Genomic DNA, 16,572 nt, shown 5'->3' with positions numbered 1-16,572 from the left:
TCTTTCCTTACGCCGATTCCCGCGGAATCAACGTGGTTGATAACATGACGGTTTCCTTCGGAGTGCCAGGCCGCTCGATGCGGCGCTGCAAGGCTTCGACGGCACGTTGTCCAAGCTCCTCTTTGCACAGATGTACTGTTGTCAGAGAGGGAGAGGAGGTGGCTGCTGTGTACACATTATCAATCCCGATCACGAGACAATGCCCAGGTACGGAGATGCCCATCTGTTGCAGTCTGTGCATCCATTGCAGGGCAATGTCGTCATTGGCGCCAATCCACGCATCAGGGCGCTCTTCAACGGGGAGTCGCTCGATAACAGCGGCAAGCTTGTCTACCCATCTCCCGTTTTCATAGGCAACATTCCAGGTTTTAAAGCTAACGGCTTCACTCGCTTCGGTATGAAAATGATTCAAAGCCAGCTCAATCCCGATCTTGCGCTGCGCAAAACTGGCGGCACGTCCATCATCGGTAATCAAGCCGATGCGTCTGCACTGCTTCGACATGAGATATCTGGCTGCCGTAATGCCTGCTTCCAGATTATCATGGCTGATCGTATCACAGTTCAGCAGGGGCTCCTGATGATCGACCAAAATCATGGGACGACCGGTCTGTGCCAGCGTTTGCAGCACGGTATGCGGGAAAGCGCCCATAACGATAATTCCGGCACAGCGTGTCCAGTCGAGATGAGGTGCGATCGCTTTTTCAGGTGTGATGTCTTTGCCGGGCATGTCCAGCGAAGGGGACACAATAACGTGATGCCAGCCTTGCTCGTTACACCCTGAGATGATGCCTGACAGGACACGCTGCCAATAGTGCGGCTCGCCCCGGTTAAGCTGATTCATACAGATCAGGACGAAAGGGGGCTCGGCAGCATTAACCGGATTCGGGCCTGGGGAATAGCTTGCCGAGCCTGGTGTATTTTGACGATAGCCTAGCGCGCGGGCAAGCTCGAGCACACGTGCACGTGTCGATTCACTGACACCCGTTTTGCCGCTGAGTGCGCGGGATACGGCGTATTTGGACAATCCGAGCTGGTCAGCCATCGTCTGGATGGATACTTTTCGAGACATATCGTTACTCCTTTTAATAGGACATATAAATGACTTGTTTTTACGAACAGCTGAAAGAAATGTGAATTGACGTACATACATAGAACAAGTACACTTACAGGTGATAACGTTATTATAAATTATAATAACAAAAATAACAATATTATTTTAAAATCTAAACAGGTTGATTAACCGGTTTACACAGAAACGGAGAGGACTCCCATCGAACAATTCAGATTACCTAAAATCCCGATGCCTGACCTTGAATTGCCTCAAGCTGTCCTGGATGTGTTAGCTGAAGCGGATGAGCAATTACAGCACAGGCCAAGACTGCTGGCACAGTTTCGCCATTGTTTTCCGAACACACTGGAGACGACGACCAAGCTGTTGGATGACGGTACCACCTTTGTTATTACGGGGGATATTCCCGCCATGTGGCTGCGCGATTCGGTCGAGCAGGTCATGCATTATGTGCCGCTTGCGAAGCAAGACACGCAGCTGCAGCGAATTATCGGAGGCTTGATTAAACGACATGCTTTTTATGCAGACATGGATGTGTATGCGAACGCATTCAATGAAACAGCTAATGGCTGGCACTGGGATGCCAATGATGAGACAGATATGTCGCCTTGGGTGTGGGAGCGGAAGTTCGAGCTGGATTCCCTGTGTTTCTCGATGAAGCTCGCATATACATATTGGTGTGAGACGGAGCTTACGGATATTTTTGATGAACGTTTTAAAAGGGTCATGGAACAGATATTGCAGTTGTGGGAAACGGAGCAGCGGCATACAGAGCAATCTCCGTATCGGTTCATGCGGCGTAACTGTCCGGCTCACGATACACTGCGCAATGAAGGGCTTGGGATGCCGGTAAACTATACGGGCATGATCTGGTCCGGCTTTCGCCCAAGTGATGATGCCTGTGATTTTCATTATAATATCCCGGCAAATATGTTCGCCGCGGTTACACTCAGCCAGATGGGGGAGATGGCGAGATGGGTGTTCCGGGATGAACAGCTGGTGAGCCGTATGGCGAAGCTGGAGCAAGAAATCCGGCACGGCATCGCTTTATACGGTACATATCGTCATCCGGTGTATGGACTCATCTATGCCTATGAAACGGACGGTTATGGCAATGTCTGTCTTATGGATGATGCGGGCACACCGGGCCTGATGTCGATCCCGTATATTGGATATGTTTCTGTGCAGGATGAGGTGTACCAGAACACACGGCGGTTTATTTTGAGTAAAGAAAATCCGTATTACTATGAAGGTACAGCTGCCAAAGGCATCGGTAGTCCACACACACCTCCGGGGTACATCTGGCACATGGCGCTGTCCATGCAAGGGCTAACGGCAGACAATGATGCGGAGATGCTGGCGATGATTGAGCTGCTGGAGAAGACGGATGCGGGCACAGGCTACATGCATGAAGGCTTCCACGCTGATGATCCTGACACGTTTACACGACCTTGGTTTGCGTGGTCGAACAGCTTGTTTGCACAGCTGGTGTATAAGGCGATAAAGAAAGGAATTTTGGCGGCAAATGAGTAAAACTTAAAAGCCCGGACTGTCCACAAATATGGCAGTCCGGGCTTTCGTGATATCTCATTTCTTCTAGAATACAACAATTGAGCAGTGTCTATATCGTTCGCAACAGATCAGCGATCAGCACCTTTTGTCCGGTACGTGCGCTTTCGAGGGACGCGAGAACCATAGCCATGCTGTATTGGTTGTCACTGCAATCCGTCTCAGGCAGACGTCCTTCTTCGAGCGCAGTAAACATTTCCTCCAGACAGCCGTGGTGTCCGGTTTGGTCCATCACCGGCAGCTCAGCTTCAATTCGTTCACTACGCTGGAGGAAGGATAACTTGCCATCGTTCTCCAGCGTAGGTGTGTTTACCACTTCAGCATAGATGTTGTCGTGTCCATCCCAGATGGCGGTTCCTTTTTCACCCGTTACACGCCAGTTTGCTTCCCAGGATGTAGGAACACCCTCTGCACACCAGGACCCGCGATAATCGAAGACAGACCCGTCAGACATCTCGAAAATGCACAGCGCCATCGCATTTCCTTTATACCACGATCCCGGGGGATTGAATTCATGGCAGTAGACCGAAACCGGGTTTGCGCCAAGAATATAGCGTGCCTGGTCAAAGGTATGTATCGCCATATCCAGCAGGAGCGGACTGTCCATCAGGTCACGGAAGCCGCCAAAGTGCGGTCCGAGGAAGAAATCGGCCCCTGCATATCCGGGCTGACCAATCGCTCCACTGGAGATCAGCTGACGATAGGCGCGAATACGCGGATCAAATCTGCGGTTCTGCATCACGGCCTGAATGCGTCCCGTACTGCGGGCGGTTTGCACAATGTCTGCGCAGTCCGGGAACGATTCTGCCAGCGGTTTTTCGCCAAAGACGTGACAGCCCGCTTGAAGTGCGGTCATGGCCACATCATGATGGCTGGAAGGAATGGTTACATCGAAGACGATGTTGGCATCTGTTGCTTGAAGCGCATCACGTATATTGGTGAACGTAGGACATTCCAGACCATGCCGCTGGGCAAACGTCACTGCGGTTTGTTCATAGAGGTCAACGAGCCCTACGATGGCGGTATCTGGGCGTGCTTTGGCGTAGTCGGCCCAGGTGTTTGCCATGGCTCCGCAGCCTGCGATGATAACCCGATAAGTGTTGGTCATGTGTTCAACTCCTTGCGTAGATGTTCATGTTCATGTGGTGGATAGTTTATGTCTCTACACCGGGTTTGGGACAAAGCTGCCGCCGCGGCAGTGCTTCAAATAGTTGAGTGCATGCACCTGCCCGGTCATCTCAAGCTCGTCGCGGTATACCGGATCATGCCAGCCTTCAATATCAATGGTGCCCCGATATCCGTTCTGGCGCAAAATGGTGATAATATCAGCCCAGTTGCTGTCTCCGAAGCCAGGCGTGCGATGCCAAACAAATTCATGCGGACCATGCACACCGTGCTGCTTCACAATATCCCAGGCGATGGTTGCATCCTTGCCGTGTACGTGAAAAACTTTTGGAGCCCATTTGCGGAGCTGCGGAATCGGGTCGATCAAGCTGACCATCTGGTGGCAAGGCTCCCACTCCAGCCCGACATTTTCATCAGGCACAGCATTAAACATCATCTCCCAGGCGGTCGGATTATGCGCAATATTCCAGTCACCCGTCTGCCACGTTCCACCCATATCACAATTTTCAAAAGCAATCCGTACACCCCGGTCTGCCGCCCGTCGTGCCAGTTCACCAAATACTTCCTTGAAACGAGGGATGGATTCGTCAATCGGCTGGTTGGTCAAACGTCCCGTGAAGCCGGAGACGATATCTGCACCGAAGAGCTGTGCGTGGTCAATGACCCGCTCCCAGCTTGCCAGGGTATCGGCATTATCCCCCGTCCCGGTGAGCGGATTACCGAACACACTGACAGCGGAAATGACGATGCCTTGTTCGTCAACGATGTCGCGCACACGTTTGGCCGTCTCGGCGAGATCAAGGTCGCCTGTCGTTTGCCAGAACGTCAGGTTAAAGGATTCAAAACCGTGCTGCATAATTTGCGGAATCACTCGAACGGCATCCTGGCCGCCGACAAGGGTTCCAACACGTATCAATGAATTCATAGTTGTATTTCACTCCAATATTGGCTTATAGTCTTCGTGACACACTCATTATAGCCGTGCAGCTACGGGATGGCTCTAAACAATTTTGTGCTTTATTAGTCGGATTTTGTGTTGAGGGGGAAGAACGTCGTGCTGGACTTGAAAGCGCTTCATGAAGATACGCGAATTGATCATAAATCACATCCGTTTCAGCTCTTCCAGAATCGTTGTTCCGGGAAAAAAATCGAGGAATGCATTCTGTACCTGCATTGGCATGAGCATTTTGAATGGATCATCATGCGTAAAGGAAGAGCAGTGTTCCATATTGACAGTCGGCCTTATGAGGCCGAGGCAGGAGAAGTCATTATCATTCCGGGGGGAGCTCTCCATGTCGGTTATGCATTGAATGAAGGAGACGTGCATTACGACTCCATTGTGGTGAATCGTGCGCTGTTCCAGGATTTTGCCAATGACCCTGTGCATGAGCAGTATGTTGCGCCGTATCTGGAGGGCAGTGTGAGGTTTCCGGTGAAGCCAGCCGCAGAGAATGCGGCCTGTGCGGCCTATTATTCTTTATTAGATGAAGCAGTAGATGAGATGGCAACGCAGCCTCCGGCATATCAACTTGTGGTGAAATCCAAGCTGCATGCGCTGTTTACCTTGATGGCCCGGACGTTTATGCCGCATCAGCTGCGGGACAGGTCGGGCGGAGCATATTTTCCCAACCGCGATCGGTTCAAGCAGTTAATTGCCCGGATCGAGGCTGATCCCCAGGAGAAATTGACGGTTAGTGAGGCAGCAAGTCAAGTGGGGCTGAATGTGTATCATTTCTGCAAAATGTTCAAAAAGCTGACCGGACGCACCCTCGTGGAATACGTGAACGGATGCAGAATGAGTGAAGCCGAGCGTCTGCTGCAGGGTAGCAGCCTTACCGTTACTGAAATTGCTGCCCAAGTCGGGTGCGATAATGCAAACTATTTTACCAAGCTGTTCAAGCAGTACAAGGGCATGACCCCGTCACAGGCACGGGGGATGAAACAAGCGTAAGCCGTGGGACAGACTAAAGGCGAGCAAGGAAAAACCCGAGTCTAGCCCTTAGTAGGGGGCGAAACCCGGGTTGGTTGGCATGATGTATAGCAGTTTGCGATTATAGCATATGTGGTCCTCAGCGATCCGCCAGCTTATTTCAAAAATCGGGAGAGCAGTCGGTTTGCCTTTTTTGAAAGGTCCTCCATTTTGAGATTGGCTTGATCCAGCTGGTTATACGCCCATTTGATTGTTTGCAGCATCCGGGGGGATATAGGTGTGCCTTTGATGCGCGGATAAATGTTGTGATAGGCCCACACCAGATGCTCCCAGCGGTGATCATTGCCCTCCTGAATATACTCCGATACGTCAAGCACTTTGCCGCGTCCATGCTGGAGCAGGACATTTTTAAGGTGAATGTCCCGTGGATTCAAGCCACGCTGACGCACGGCTTCTCGTGCTGCGTCCACATCAAGCATAACCTGCTCGGGGACGGGGATTCCTTTTTCCAAACATTCCAGCAGGGTGTCTCCAGGTTCGTAACTGATGACTAGCATGTTCCGGCCACTGCCGTAATACGTCGGGAAATAGGGCAGTCCCTGGAGCTGCGTGTAAACGTGTTTTTCGTTATTTAATTTATCTAAAGCATGATCCGAGTATACTTTGAAGGCATACTGAGGCAAGCGATCATACGTAAAAACAGCCGCATCCGTACCTACACCAATGCATTGAATTCCTGCTGCCTCGCCGATGATATGTACCAGCTCATTGCGATCGCTTCCGATGACTTGAATCTGTTGTAATGCTGCTTCCGCCTGGAACCAATCCGGCTGCTTCATGGGTGGCGCCTCCTTTGGGATATGCCTGTACATTATTTTAATGGAATACTGCTGTGTGAAAATGTCGTGATTAGCACCATGTAGGTGAGCAAGCCGAGTGACTGGGTGTATGAGCCCCAAGTAGGTGAGCAAGCCGAGTGACTGGGTGTATGAGCACCATGTTGATGAGCAAGCCGAGTAACTGGGTGTATAAGCACCATGCAGGTGAGCAAGCCGAGTAACTGGGTAGATGAGCACCAAGTAGGGTGAGCAAGCCCGAGTGACTGGGTGTATGAGCCCCAAGTAGGTGAGCAAGCCGAGTAACTGGGCGTGTGAGCACCATGTAGGTGAGCAAGCCCGAGTAACTTAGACGGTCGCACCACGCTAACGAATCTGAGACGCCTTATTTGGCTTCAAACTGGCACATAAAAATTGTAACGAATCGTAGTGACGCTATTTCAGGAAAAGTGCCCGTTTTAACCCTCGAATAGGCCAAATTCAGTAGAATAGCGTCTCCTGGAATCGTTAGATTTCGAAACCCCGCCAAAAAGGGCAAATAAGCTTTGTAGGAATCGTTAGCGCTGCGGCAAAGGTCGATAGGGAGCTGCTTCTCCAAGTATCTTCAAGCATCTCAACCATCTCCAACCACCTCAAGCATCTCAAGCATCTCAAGCATCTCAAGCATCCTCACACGCTCTAACCTTTCTTTATCCTGATGTAACTATATAAACGATACGGATTGCAACCTAAACGGTTGCGAGCAGATGAAAATAACGGAAGCCGGGTTGCGGCATGCGTGCCGGGGCTTTATACTGTGAGCAATAAAAGCATCTTCCAGCCCGATGTTATGCAGAGCAGGGGGAGGTAGCAATGAAGCATGGATGTGCTAGCTACAGTCCGAGCCTCCGGTACGATATGGATAACTGGCATGGAGAGAGCCGATATACAGAAAGGCAGAATTCATATGGCACAATACCCGCAGTGGTCTTATTCGCAGTCGCGGGCCAATATGTTCGATGAGTGCCTGCGCAAATATTATTATCATTATTATGGTGCCCACAATGGCTGGAAAACAGAATCCGCTGACGAGATGCAGGTGCGTTTGTACCGTTTGAAGCAGCTGAGCAATTTGTATCTGGTCTTTGGTGATCTCGCACACCGGATGTGTGAGTCGGCAGTGCGGAGCAGGGGGGATGGCAAGCCAAAGCCGCGTGAAGCTTTTTTGGAGCAAACGATGCGTGATCTGCTGAACCAGGCGTATAAGGAGTCGATGGACCCCGAGCAGTGGCGCCTCAACCCGAAGAATCGTACGATGCTGTCCGAAATTTATTATGGGGATGATACGTTAAGCGACCGGGTCGCAACGATCAAGGAACGTGCCGGGGCGTGCACCCGCAATCTGTACCAGACGCTGACGTGGGAAGACCTGTCCCGTGCAAGCACCTCCATTCTTGAGATTGAAAAATGGGATACGATGCTGCTGCATGACACTCGCGTGTATGTGAAAATGGACTTGTTGTACAGACGCAGAAACGGGAACATTGTCATAGTAGACTGGAAGACGGGCAAGGAGGATGATTTCTCCGATCAGTTAATGCTGTACGCTGCCTATGTGAGAGAGCATTACCGGGTTCCGCTGGAGCAGATCGAGATTCGGGTGGAGTACCTGCTGACCGGCAAACATAAGGAGTTTATAGCAACGGAAGAGGATATACGCAAGGTGGAGGAGAACGTGGGGCGCTATATTGAGGAGATGCGCTCCTGTGTAGCCGATGAATATTACAACCGCCCGAAGGACATGTCCTATTTCACTCCGATGCCCTCACACCGGGCGTGTCGGGATTGCAATTTTCGTGAGGTATGCAGTGAACGGATTGTCTAATGCGTGAGCTGCATCCTATCCCTTTCTTTTCCTTGCCTTTATGCAAAAAAAAGAAGCGCACCGCCCGGAGATATTCTCCTTCAGGCGCTGCGCTTCTATGCGTTCCACAGTCTGGACACGGTTGTATCCAGGTGGAACGGCCAGAAGAGCCTACTGGACGGCGGCGGCATTCTCCAGCGCCTGTCCCGCAGGAACATAGGCGTGCCCGAGATCACGGGCTACCGCCTCATACGTGATATGTCCATTCAGCGCATTCACTGCGCTGCGAATGGACGAATTGCCGCGAATCGCGGCGGCTGCACCGTGGTTCGCCAGCTGCAGCGCATAAGGCAGGGTGGCGTTGGTCAGCGCCACCGTGGACGTGCGCGGCACGGCGCCAGGCATGTTCGCCACCGCGTAATGCACGACACCATGTTTCACATAGGTGGGTTCATCGTGGGTGGTGATATGATCAATGGTCTCGACGATCCCGCCCTGATCAATCGCCACATCCACGATAACCGACCCTGGTGCCATGGTCTTCACCACTTGCTCGCTGACAAGCTTCGGCGCTTTGGCGCCCGGAATCAGCACCGCACAGATCAGCAGGTCCGCCCCGGCGACAGCGGACGCAATATTGGAAGGGCTGGATACAAGCGTATGGATCTGGTTGCCAAAAATATCGTCCAGCTGGCGCAGACGCTGCAGATTCAGATCCAGAATCGTCACATCTGCCCCGAGGCCAATCGCAATTTTGGCAGCATTGGTACCTACCGTACCGCCGCCAATAATAACGACCCTGCCGCGGCTGACGCCAGGCACACCGGATAACAGAATGCCTTTGCCGCCTTCTGTTTTCTCCAGCAGCTGCGCACCGATCTGCGCAGCCATGCGTCCCGCTACCTCGCTCATTGGTGTAAGCAGCGGGAGAGAGCCGCCGACTTCAAGCGTTTCGTAGGCAATAGCGGTGACACGGTGATCGACCAGAGCCTGGGCAAGCGCAGGCTCTGCGGCCAGGTGCAGATAGGTGAACAGGATCAGACCTGGCCGGAAATAGCCGTATTCACTGGCAAGAGGCTCTTTGACTTTGAGAATCATATCGGCATCATGCCAGACTTGAGCGGCCTGTTCGACGATTAACGCACCAGCCTTTTCGTATTCCTGATCCATAAATCCACTGCCCAGCCCTGCACCTTGCTCCACAAGGACCTGATGCCCGGCTCGTACAAAATCAGCCGCCCCGGCAGGAGTCATCGCTACACGATTTTCATTGTTTTTGATTTCTTTGGGTAACCCGATTCTCATCGCCATGCACCTCGTCCATTTAATGGTTGTTAGCTTATACTACAAGTTTATGACTCCATGTCTCGTTTTGCACCTTACATAATGTCTAGCTTTTGAAATAACGACTCAACATATTGTCGAAAAAACCTGTTCAGGACATCTGTCCATGGATTATAATGTAAGAAAAAATGACACTAAGAGGGATCGACTTTGCGAAATGACCGTGTATTTACCGTCAGAGATATTCTGGAACGTCCGGTGTTCGGAAGAGCACGGCTTGCAGCAGGGCAAGAAGGCCTGGATCGTCAGGTGGGTTGGGTTCACGTTCTGGAAATTACCAATGTGTCTCCTTTTGTAAGCCCTCATGATCTTATTTTATCCACAGGGTTATGGCTTCAGTCGGAGGATGGACGCGAAGCCTATCTGATGCAGCTGATTCATCGTGAAGCGGCGGGCTTATGTGTGGAATTTGGAACGAGCATTGATGGCATCCCGGAAGCCTTGATCGAACTTGCCAATGAGCATCAGTTTCCACTGATCGTATTTGAGCAGCCGGTAAGGTTTGTGGAGATTACTCAGGATATTCACTCTTTACTTATTAACCACCAGCATCAGTTGTTGAAGAGCCTGGAGACCTATTCCCGGGAACTGCAGCAGCGCACCTTGCAAAGCACAGATATGTCAGCGGTGCTTGAACTGCTGCATATGTATGCATCCAAGCCAATTGTGTACATTTCGTCCATGGAGGCGGGCAGCTTTGTGCCCGGACTTGCCCCGGAGATGGAGCAGGCCATCTACAGCTGGTACAGCCAGGAGGTGGAGCAGCTTAATCTGAACGATTCGGCTACAGAGCTCTGGTTTCACATGGATGAGGAGCATGCACTGCTTTGTTATCCGGTTGTCTGTTTTGGTCAGGTATTCTCGGCGATCGGCATGGTAGTGCATCCTGCGACTGCTGTGGAATATCTGAAGCTGCTGCTGGATTATACAGCCAAAGCTGCGGCGGCACTGACGCTTCGTACTCAATTCCTTGAAGAGAAGATGGTACGCAGCCAGAATGAACTGATACAGGATCTGATGAATGGTCATATTCAGCAGGAGGAGCAGGCACGAACACGAATGGGGCTCCGGTTGCTGGTGAAGGGACAGTACTGGTTCGCGGGAGGTGTGCTGGAGATCGAACATCGGCTGAAGGGAACGGGACGGGAGCGAATGGAAGCGAATCATCAGGATATTCTGGTTCTGCTGCGTTCATTGCTGAAGAAAAATCATCTGACGAGCCTGCTCATGCTGAAAAATAACCAGATCTATCTCTGCTGCGCCAAGGAAGAGTCCCGAACCTCCTCGCGTCAGCAGCTAATGCAGGTGCTGGAAGGCATTACGCAGCATATCAAACGTTTTGCCGGGACCAACTTGAAGCAAGTTGAAATTCATGCCGGCTTTGGCAGGCTGCGTAATCAATTGACTCCTCTGAAGCACAGCCTTCAGGAGGCGTATCAGGTTATTGAAGTGGCGAGGTCGGTCAAACCGATGAAACATGTTCATTTCTATGATCGTATGGGTATATATCAAATGTTAAAAGCAATGCCGCCTTCCTTACTGCAATCCTTTGCAATGGACCACCTGGGAGTGCTTATGGAGCATGATCGGAACCATCAGTTGAGATTGGTCGAAACACTCCATGCTTATCTCTCGAATTTTGGAAGTAAACGAGCTGCTGCTGCACAGCTGTTCGTTCATCGGCAGACCTTGTACAACCGGCTGGAAAAGCTGGAAGAACTGCTGGGGCCCGACTACATGCAGCAGGACAAACGATTGTGTCTGGAGATGGCATTGCTTGCTAATGACATGATTGAGGGCGGGGAGGGCCAGTCCTCTTAATTCGAGAAGCGTCCTCGGTAACGAATGGATTGGTTCGCAGAGGGAGCCAGAGATAAAGAAGCAGGTGCTGCGAGACGATACGGAGACGTCATACGACCGGAGCGCCGCTGGGGTTCCAACTCTTGAACCGGAGTGGTGAGTACGTGTTGATCGAGCCACGCCTCAAGCCGTTTGGGATCAATGTCAAGTTGTCTGCTCAAATAACAGATATCGAGATTTTTTTTCACACAAATCCGCCTTTCCTGAATGATCGGGCTGAGAGTAGAGTACGAAAAGGAAGCACGAAAGGGAAGCATGAAACCAATCGGTTAACGTTGCTGTAGAGGTTTGCTCAGGGTGATCGGCGGTGTGTTCGATATGTGAAGAAGCGGCCAGGGTGTATTGGATGCGGTGTCTTAAATCTGATGTGAGCGCTTCTGTATCCTTTTTCTATAAATTGGCTTTTATCAAGATTCTAACATTTCATATGCTTATGCGCGTCTCAATCTAGTCTCAAATATGAGAGATTAAAGATACTCGAAGTGCCAGAATCCAGTATGGAGGAAATGTATGGGGAATGGTAGTGAAGCTCAAAAAGAAACATATGTCAGGGACGGCAAACGTTTCGTCGCGCGAACGAGAGAACTGATGCTGCTGAAGCAGTGGTTTGAGCATGCCGAAGCGCCTATGACGATATTTTTAGTTACCGGAATGGGTGGGATTGGTAAATCGTCTCTGCTTTCAGAAATGCTGTCCGTGTCAAGGGACCGCGGAGCTACAGCGATCTGGATGGATGGACGTTCCTGCGGCACAACACCTTCGGTGTTTATGGATTATTTCTTGTCCACGCTGGGGCTTGAACTGGAACTGTTGGGCAGAGAAGCTGCACATCCGCTTTCTTTGTTGAAAGAAACGTCGAAGAAGAGGCGGCTGGTAATCGCTGTTGATAATTACGAGGAGCTTGCTCTGCTCGAAAGCTGGTTTATGGAAGTGTTCATTGGGAAACTTCATCTAAGCGGGGTGCTCATTATACTGGCGTCCCGTCCTGAACTGGCGGCGACTTGGCGGACCCACCCGCGGCTGTATCAGCGGCTCGTGCATATGCCGCTGCAGCACTTTACTGCGGATGAAATTACAGAGTATATTGCGATAGCTGGACGACTGAAGCCAAATGTGGCGGGAACGATTACGAGAATGACGGATGGACATCCGCTTGGACTGGCTCTTGCGGTCGAGGCAGCGGATCGCGGCAGGAATTTGCCTTATGCAGAGTGGGCCGAGCTGTCCCATATGATCAGTGCCCGGCTGCTGCTGGAGCTGACCATCCCCCGGCTGCATCCGATGGTAGAGGTGTTAACCCTGCTGGAGTCGGCCAATCAGGAGCTGTTATCCGCCGTATTGGATATGGATGTGCAGCAGGAAGAATATCATATGCTGAGGAGAATGTCCTTCATTCGTTCTGCACCGGATGGCCTGGCTCTACACGATATGGCGAGAGTGCATCTGATGCGTGATTTTCGGCAGCGTGAGCCTCATCGCATGCAAGCTATGCGAATTCGAATCGCTGAGCTGCTGAAGCCGCTCCATGAACAAGCGGGCCCCCATGAGCGGCGGCAAATTGCGCGAAAGATGCTGATGCTCTGTCAGGAGTCAATGCTTCAGTTCCGCAAGTATGCCGATGTATCGAACGATTCGTTGTTTTCACCGCTTGAGCCGATGGATCGAGCTGACCTGCCTTCGCTGCACAAGCTGATGGAACAATGGAGTGAATACAGCGTTGAACCTTGGCAAGCTGTGAACTATGGTCCCTTTCTGGATGAATTGGCGCAGCGTTATCCGGACGGCATTGTACTGAAGCGGGATAAGCGAGGCGAGGTCATTGCGATGTTTATTACCGTGCTCGTGCACCGGGAGACCAGCGAATTGCTTTTAACCTATTTTCCGAACGAAATGAATGAATGCTTTGACCCGGAAGAGCTGGGCCAGGACCCGGATGAGAGCGATACCCATTTTGCGGTGCTAGCTGCCGCGAGAAATGATGTCCCGGGGTATACCCGTGAGGAACTGGTCGGATATATGATACTGGACCGTTTGTCGCTGCTGGGAGATGGGGCAAGAGCGATATTGGTTGCGACCAATCCGCATCTGAAGCTGTTTCTCAGAAGTATAGGCTTTCAGATGAGGGAAACTACTACGCGTGCATGTGATCATTATGAGAATCGGGCAGATGTGCTTGAGTTGGATCTTCGCAGCGGGCAGTTCGGTGCCTGGGTGATGTCACTCCTGCATCCGGGTTTGCCGGTTAATCCATCACAGGCAGGGAAGCAAGCATCAGGTCATCATATGAATATTTGGACTGAACAGGAGGTTCGCAAAATGCTTGGTCAGCTGCACTCTCCGGGCGAGCTGCAGAAGTATGCTGACAAGCTTGCTGGTGTAAAGGGTGGCATTCAGGTGCAGCTATATGTGCTGGACTTGCTGGAAGGCAGAATACATGGCGTAGCCCCGCAGGATCAGAAGCTGCTGCATGCCGCATATTGGACTCACGCTGGCAATCCAACTGCCGCAGCACAGGCTTGTTCCATGAGCCGTGCCACCTTCTATCGTCATCTCGGAAAGGCTCTGAGTCGCTTGGCGAGAATATTGTAAAGGAACATGTGCGTATAACAGAGGCGGAGCTGCTCAGTCAGCAACCTAGCTGAAACCGCGAAAGTTTCGAAAGACAACATTCTTAAACAAGGAAATCCAAAGCATAACAATCCGAAACGTAGCTATCCGAAACGCAAAAATCCGCAGGTTGACGGCAGACGCCCGTTCCTGCGGATTTTTGTTTTCGTTTGTCATACATTCTGTAATCCAAGCCGCTTCAGTCGGTTATACAGTGTGGCCCTGGAGATGCCCAGCTGTTTGGCGAGGGTGCGCTTGTTTCCGCCAACGGATTCCAGATATTGGAGAAGGAGCTGTGCCTCATATGCATCTAACTGCTGCTGATAAGAAGCAGTGGAGTACTGACCAGAGACTGCTTCACTCCGGGTTTCATTTTCCTCCTTCATCGAAATGTGGATGGGCATGCTCTCATGATGCGACATGTCCACGGCAGAAGTAAGTGAATCTGGCAAGTATTCGGGTTTTACCTCTCCATCCATCGTTAGAATCGTTAAACGTTCGATGACGTTGCGCAGCTCGCGCACGTTGCCGGGCCAGTCGTACTGGAACAGCAGCTTGAACACTTCGGGCGGAATCACTTCAATATGCCGATTATAGAGCAGTGAGAACTCTTGCAAAAAGGTTTGGGTTAACTCATAGATGTCCTCTTTGCGCAATCGGAGCGGCGGGATGATGAGATTGATGACATTCAGCCGATAATACAGATCCTCCCGGAATTGATTGCGGGCAATCATGGCGGGAAGATCCTGATTGGTCGCAGCGATAATTCGGCAGTTGGCCTGTTTGGTACGGGTTCCTCCAACCGGGAAATAGCTCCGCTCCTGTAAAACACGAAGCAGCTTTACCTGAAGCTCGGAAGGCATCTCCCCAATCTCGTCGAGGAACAGGGTTCCGCCATCTGCCAGCTCGATCTTGCCCTTTTTTCCCTTGGGATCAGCACCAGAGAAGGCTCCTTTCTCGTAACCAAACAGCTCGCTTTCAAACAAGGAGGCAGGAATAGCCCCGCAATTAATAGCGACAAAAGGAGCGGTCTGCGGCTCGCGCAGATCATGTATCGCTTTGGCGAACAGCTCCTTGCCTGTACCGCTTTCCCCAAGAATGAGCACGGTGGCAGGAGTAGTGCTGATTTTGCGAATCGTTTCCTGACATTGACGGATAATCGGACTGCTACCCTTGATCCGGGCAAACGGGTCAGTCTCGGGACGAAACCGTGCCACGGCTTTTTCCAGATGCTGAACCTTGGAGGTCATGTGCAGCAATTCCTGATGCAGACGAATTTCAGTAGTAATGTCAACCTCTGCCGCTACGGCGCCGACGATGCGACCGTCCAGTCTGACCGGGCGTGCGTTAATGAGAGCGAACAGATCGGGTCTGGGCTGGTGCTGCTTGCGGTAGACTGTTTCGCCAGTATATAACGTTTTGAGGGATTGAAGTCGTTCTGGCGGGAAAAAGTTGGCGGCAGGCTGACCAATAATATCGGCTTTGCTGATTGAGAAAATATGTTCAGCGCCGGATGTCCAATAGGCCACCTTGGCTTCTTCATTAATCAAAGACAGCGCAGAGCCTGCGGTTTCCAGCGTAGTTTCGAGATAAGCTTCCATCAGGCGATGCGCGTGATGCATGGATTTCATGATATCGGATGCGGAGAGATAACCGCTCCATTCGTCACGATCATTTTTGACGATCAGAAAAGGACTCTGGATAAACATCGGAATGACTTGTGCAAGCTCCAGAGTTGGCGGGATCACAGGCACGGATAACATGAAGTGATGCGGCAAGCTGCGGGACGGTAGGACCGGTGTATTGCATGACATGGCAGGTGAGCCATCCTCGAGTAGAGGGTCCGGCTGGTCAAAGGATGCAGGATAAAGATAAGCCTTACCCGCCGCAGAGCGAATAAATACAGGACGATCCGACGTTGTGTCGGGATCAGGATGTACGGGCAGATGAGGGAGTGCGCTAACGGGAAAATCATCGCAGATCAGCATGTCTGTTCGCGTCAGCTCTTTCAGTGTAGGAAGTAAATGTCTCATCAGGATCACCTCGATTACAACATTCAATTTGAAAAATATAGATTAGAAAAAGAAGTTATCATTATTATATCGTTGAAATAGAGGTGTGTATATATTTTTTGACATCGCTTGTTCGGATGAAGTGGGTGGAATGATGGATTGTAAAAAAACATTTTTTGTATGCGTTATCAAAATAGAGACAATCATAAAAGTGTTGATATTCCTGCAAAAATTAACTTTATATAGAAGTTTGAATGTTTGCGTATGTTAAATTTTATTACATAAAATAAGTGCGAAAATGGGGTTGAAAGGAACGATGGGGAACAGGTGAGAACATCCAGCGAGGGTGGGAATGTAACGAGAAGTTTAAATATTGT

The 16,572-nt window shown here is 51.0% G+C and carries 12 protein-coding genes; 5 read left to right on the top strand and 7 right to left on the bottom strand.

What is annotated here, in order from left to right:
- Positions 1-7: 7 nt before the first annotated feature.
- Positions 8-1,069 carry a LacI family DNA-binding transcriptional regulator gene (locus IEW26_RS13980; RefSeq protein ID WP_188592819.1) on the bottom strand — a complete coding sequence of 354 codons (1,062 nt, stop codon included), beginning with the start codon at positions 1,067-1,069 and terminating at the stop codon, positions 8-10.
- A 201-nt stretch (positions 1,070-1,270) separates the two neighbouring features.
- Here IEW26_RS13980 and IEW26_RS13975 point away from each other — a divergent pair, with 201 nt between their 5' ends.
- Complete coding sequence (locus IEW26_RS13975) at positions 1,271-2,602, top strand: glycoside hydrolase family 125 protein (RefSeq protein WP_188592915.1); 1,332 nt, start codon at positions 1,271-1,273, stop codon at positions 2,600-2,602.
- A gap of 88 nt (positions 2,603-2,690) precedes the next feature.
- On the opposite strand, the gene IEW26_RS13970 is transcribed toward IEW26_RS13975, so the two are convergent.
- Entirely contained in the window at positions 2,691-3,746 is a 1,056-nt protein-coding gene (locus IEW26_RS13970) for a Gfo/Idh/MocA family protein (RefSeq protein ID WP_188592818.1), read from the bottom strand.
- Between the two features lie 54 nt (positions 3,747-3,800).
- Complete coding sequence (locus IEW26_RS13965; protein ID WP_145403563.1) at positions 3,801-4,688, bottom strand: sugar phosphate isomerase/epimerase family protein; 888 nt, start codon at positions 4,686-4,688, stop codon at positions 3,801-3,803.
- Positions 4,689-4,817: 129 nt separating this feature from the next.
- Between IEW26_RS13965 and IEW26_RS13960 the strand changes: the two genes are divergently transcribed.
- Complete coding sequence (locus IEW26_RS13960; RefSeq protein ID WP_188592817.1) at positions 4,818-5,714, top strand: helix-turn-helix transcriptional regulator; 897 nt, start codon at positions 4,818-4,820, stop codon at positions 5,712-5,714.
- A gap of 134 nt (positions 5,715-5,848) precedes the next feature.
- Here the strand turns inward: IEW26_RS13960 and IEW26_RS13955 are convergent, their stop codons facing one another.
- Positions 5,849-6,532 (bottom strand): serine/threonine protein kinase, encoded by a 684-nt coding sequence (locus tag IEW26_RS13955; protein WP_188592816.1) that lies wholly within the window; start codon positions 6,530-6,532, stop codon positions 5,849-5,851.
- Positions 6,533-7,475: 943 nt separating this feature from the next.
- Here IEW26_RS13955 and IEW26_RS13950 point away from each other — a divergent pair.
- Entirely contained in the window at positions 7,476-8,393 is a 918-nt protein-coding gene (locus IEW26_RS13950) for a RecB family exonuclease (RefSeq protein ID WP_188592914.1), read from the top strand.
- A gap of 150 nt (positions 8,394-8,543) precedes the next feature.
- Here the strand turns inward: IEW26_RS13950 and ald are convergent, their stop codons facing one another.
- Positions 8,544-9,677: an alanine dehydrogenase gene (gene ald, locus IEW26_RS13945; RefSeq protein ID WP_188592815.1), complete on the bottom strand. Its 1,134-nt coding sequence runs from the start codon at positions 9,675-9,677 to the stop codon at positions 8,544-8,546.
- A gap of 189 nt (positions 9,678-9,866) precedes the next feature.
- Here ald and IEW26_RS13940 point away from each other — a divergent pair, with 189 nt between their 5' ends.
- Positions 9,867-11,537, top strand: coding sequence for a PucR family transcriptional regulator (locus tag IEW26_RS13940; protein ID WP_188592814.1), 1,671 nt, complete (start codon positions 9,867-9,869; stop codon positions 11,535-11,537).
- Here the strand turns inward: IEW26_RS13940 and IEW26_RS13935 are convergent.
- Positions 11,534-11,764 carry a hypothetical protein gene (locus tag IEW26_RS13935; RefSeq protein ID WP_145403558.1) on the bottom strand — a complete coding sequence of 77 codons (231 nt, stop codon included), beginning with the start codon at positions 11,762-11,764 and terminating at the stop codon, positions 11,534-11,536. The genes IEW26_RS13940 and IEW26_RS13935 overlap by 4 nt on opposite strands.
- Positions 11,765-12,086: 322 nt before the next feature.
- Here IEW26_RS13935 and IEW26_RS13930 point away from each other — a divergent pair, with 322 nt between their 5' ends.
- A complete protein-coding gene (locus IEW26_RS13930; protein WP_188592813.1) occupies positions 12,087-14,165 on the top strand; it encodes an nSTAND1 domain-containing NTPase in 2,079 nt (692 codons plus the stop codon).
- A 191-nt stretch (positions 14,166-14,356) separates the two neighbouring features.
- Here the strand turns inward: IEW26_RS13930 and IEW26_RS13925 are convergent, their stop codons facing one another.
- Positions 14,357-16,216 (bottom strand): sigma-54 interaction domain-containing protein, encoded by a 1,860-nt coding sequence (locus IEW26_RS13925; protein ID WP_229729845.1) that lies wholly within the window; start codon positions 16,214-16,216, stop codon positions 14,357-14,359.
- Positions 16,217-16,572: the final 356 nt, after the last annotated feature.

Source organism: Paenibacillus silvae, from assembly GCF_014639235.1.
Taxonomy (GTDB): domain Bacteria; phylum Bacillota; class Bacilli; order Paenibacillales; family Paenibacillaceae; genus Paenibacillus; species Paenibacillus silvae.
The sequence above is the reverse complement of the archived record's forward strand: the minus strand, read 5'-3'. Positions and strand labels throughout refer to the sequence as shown.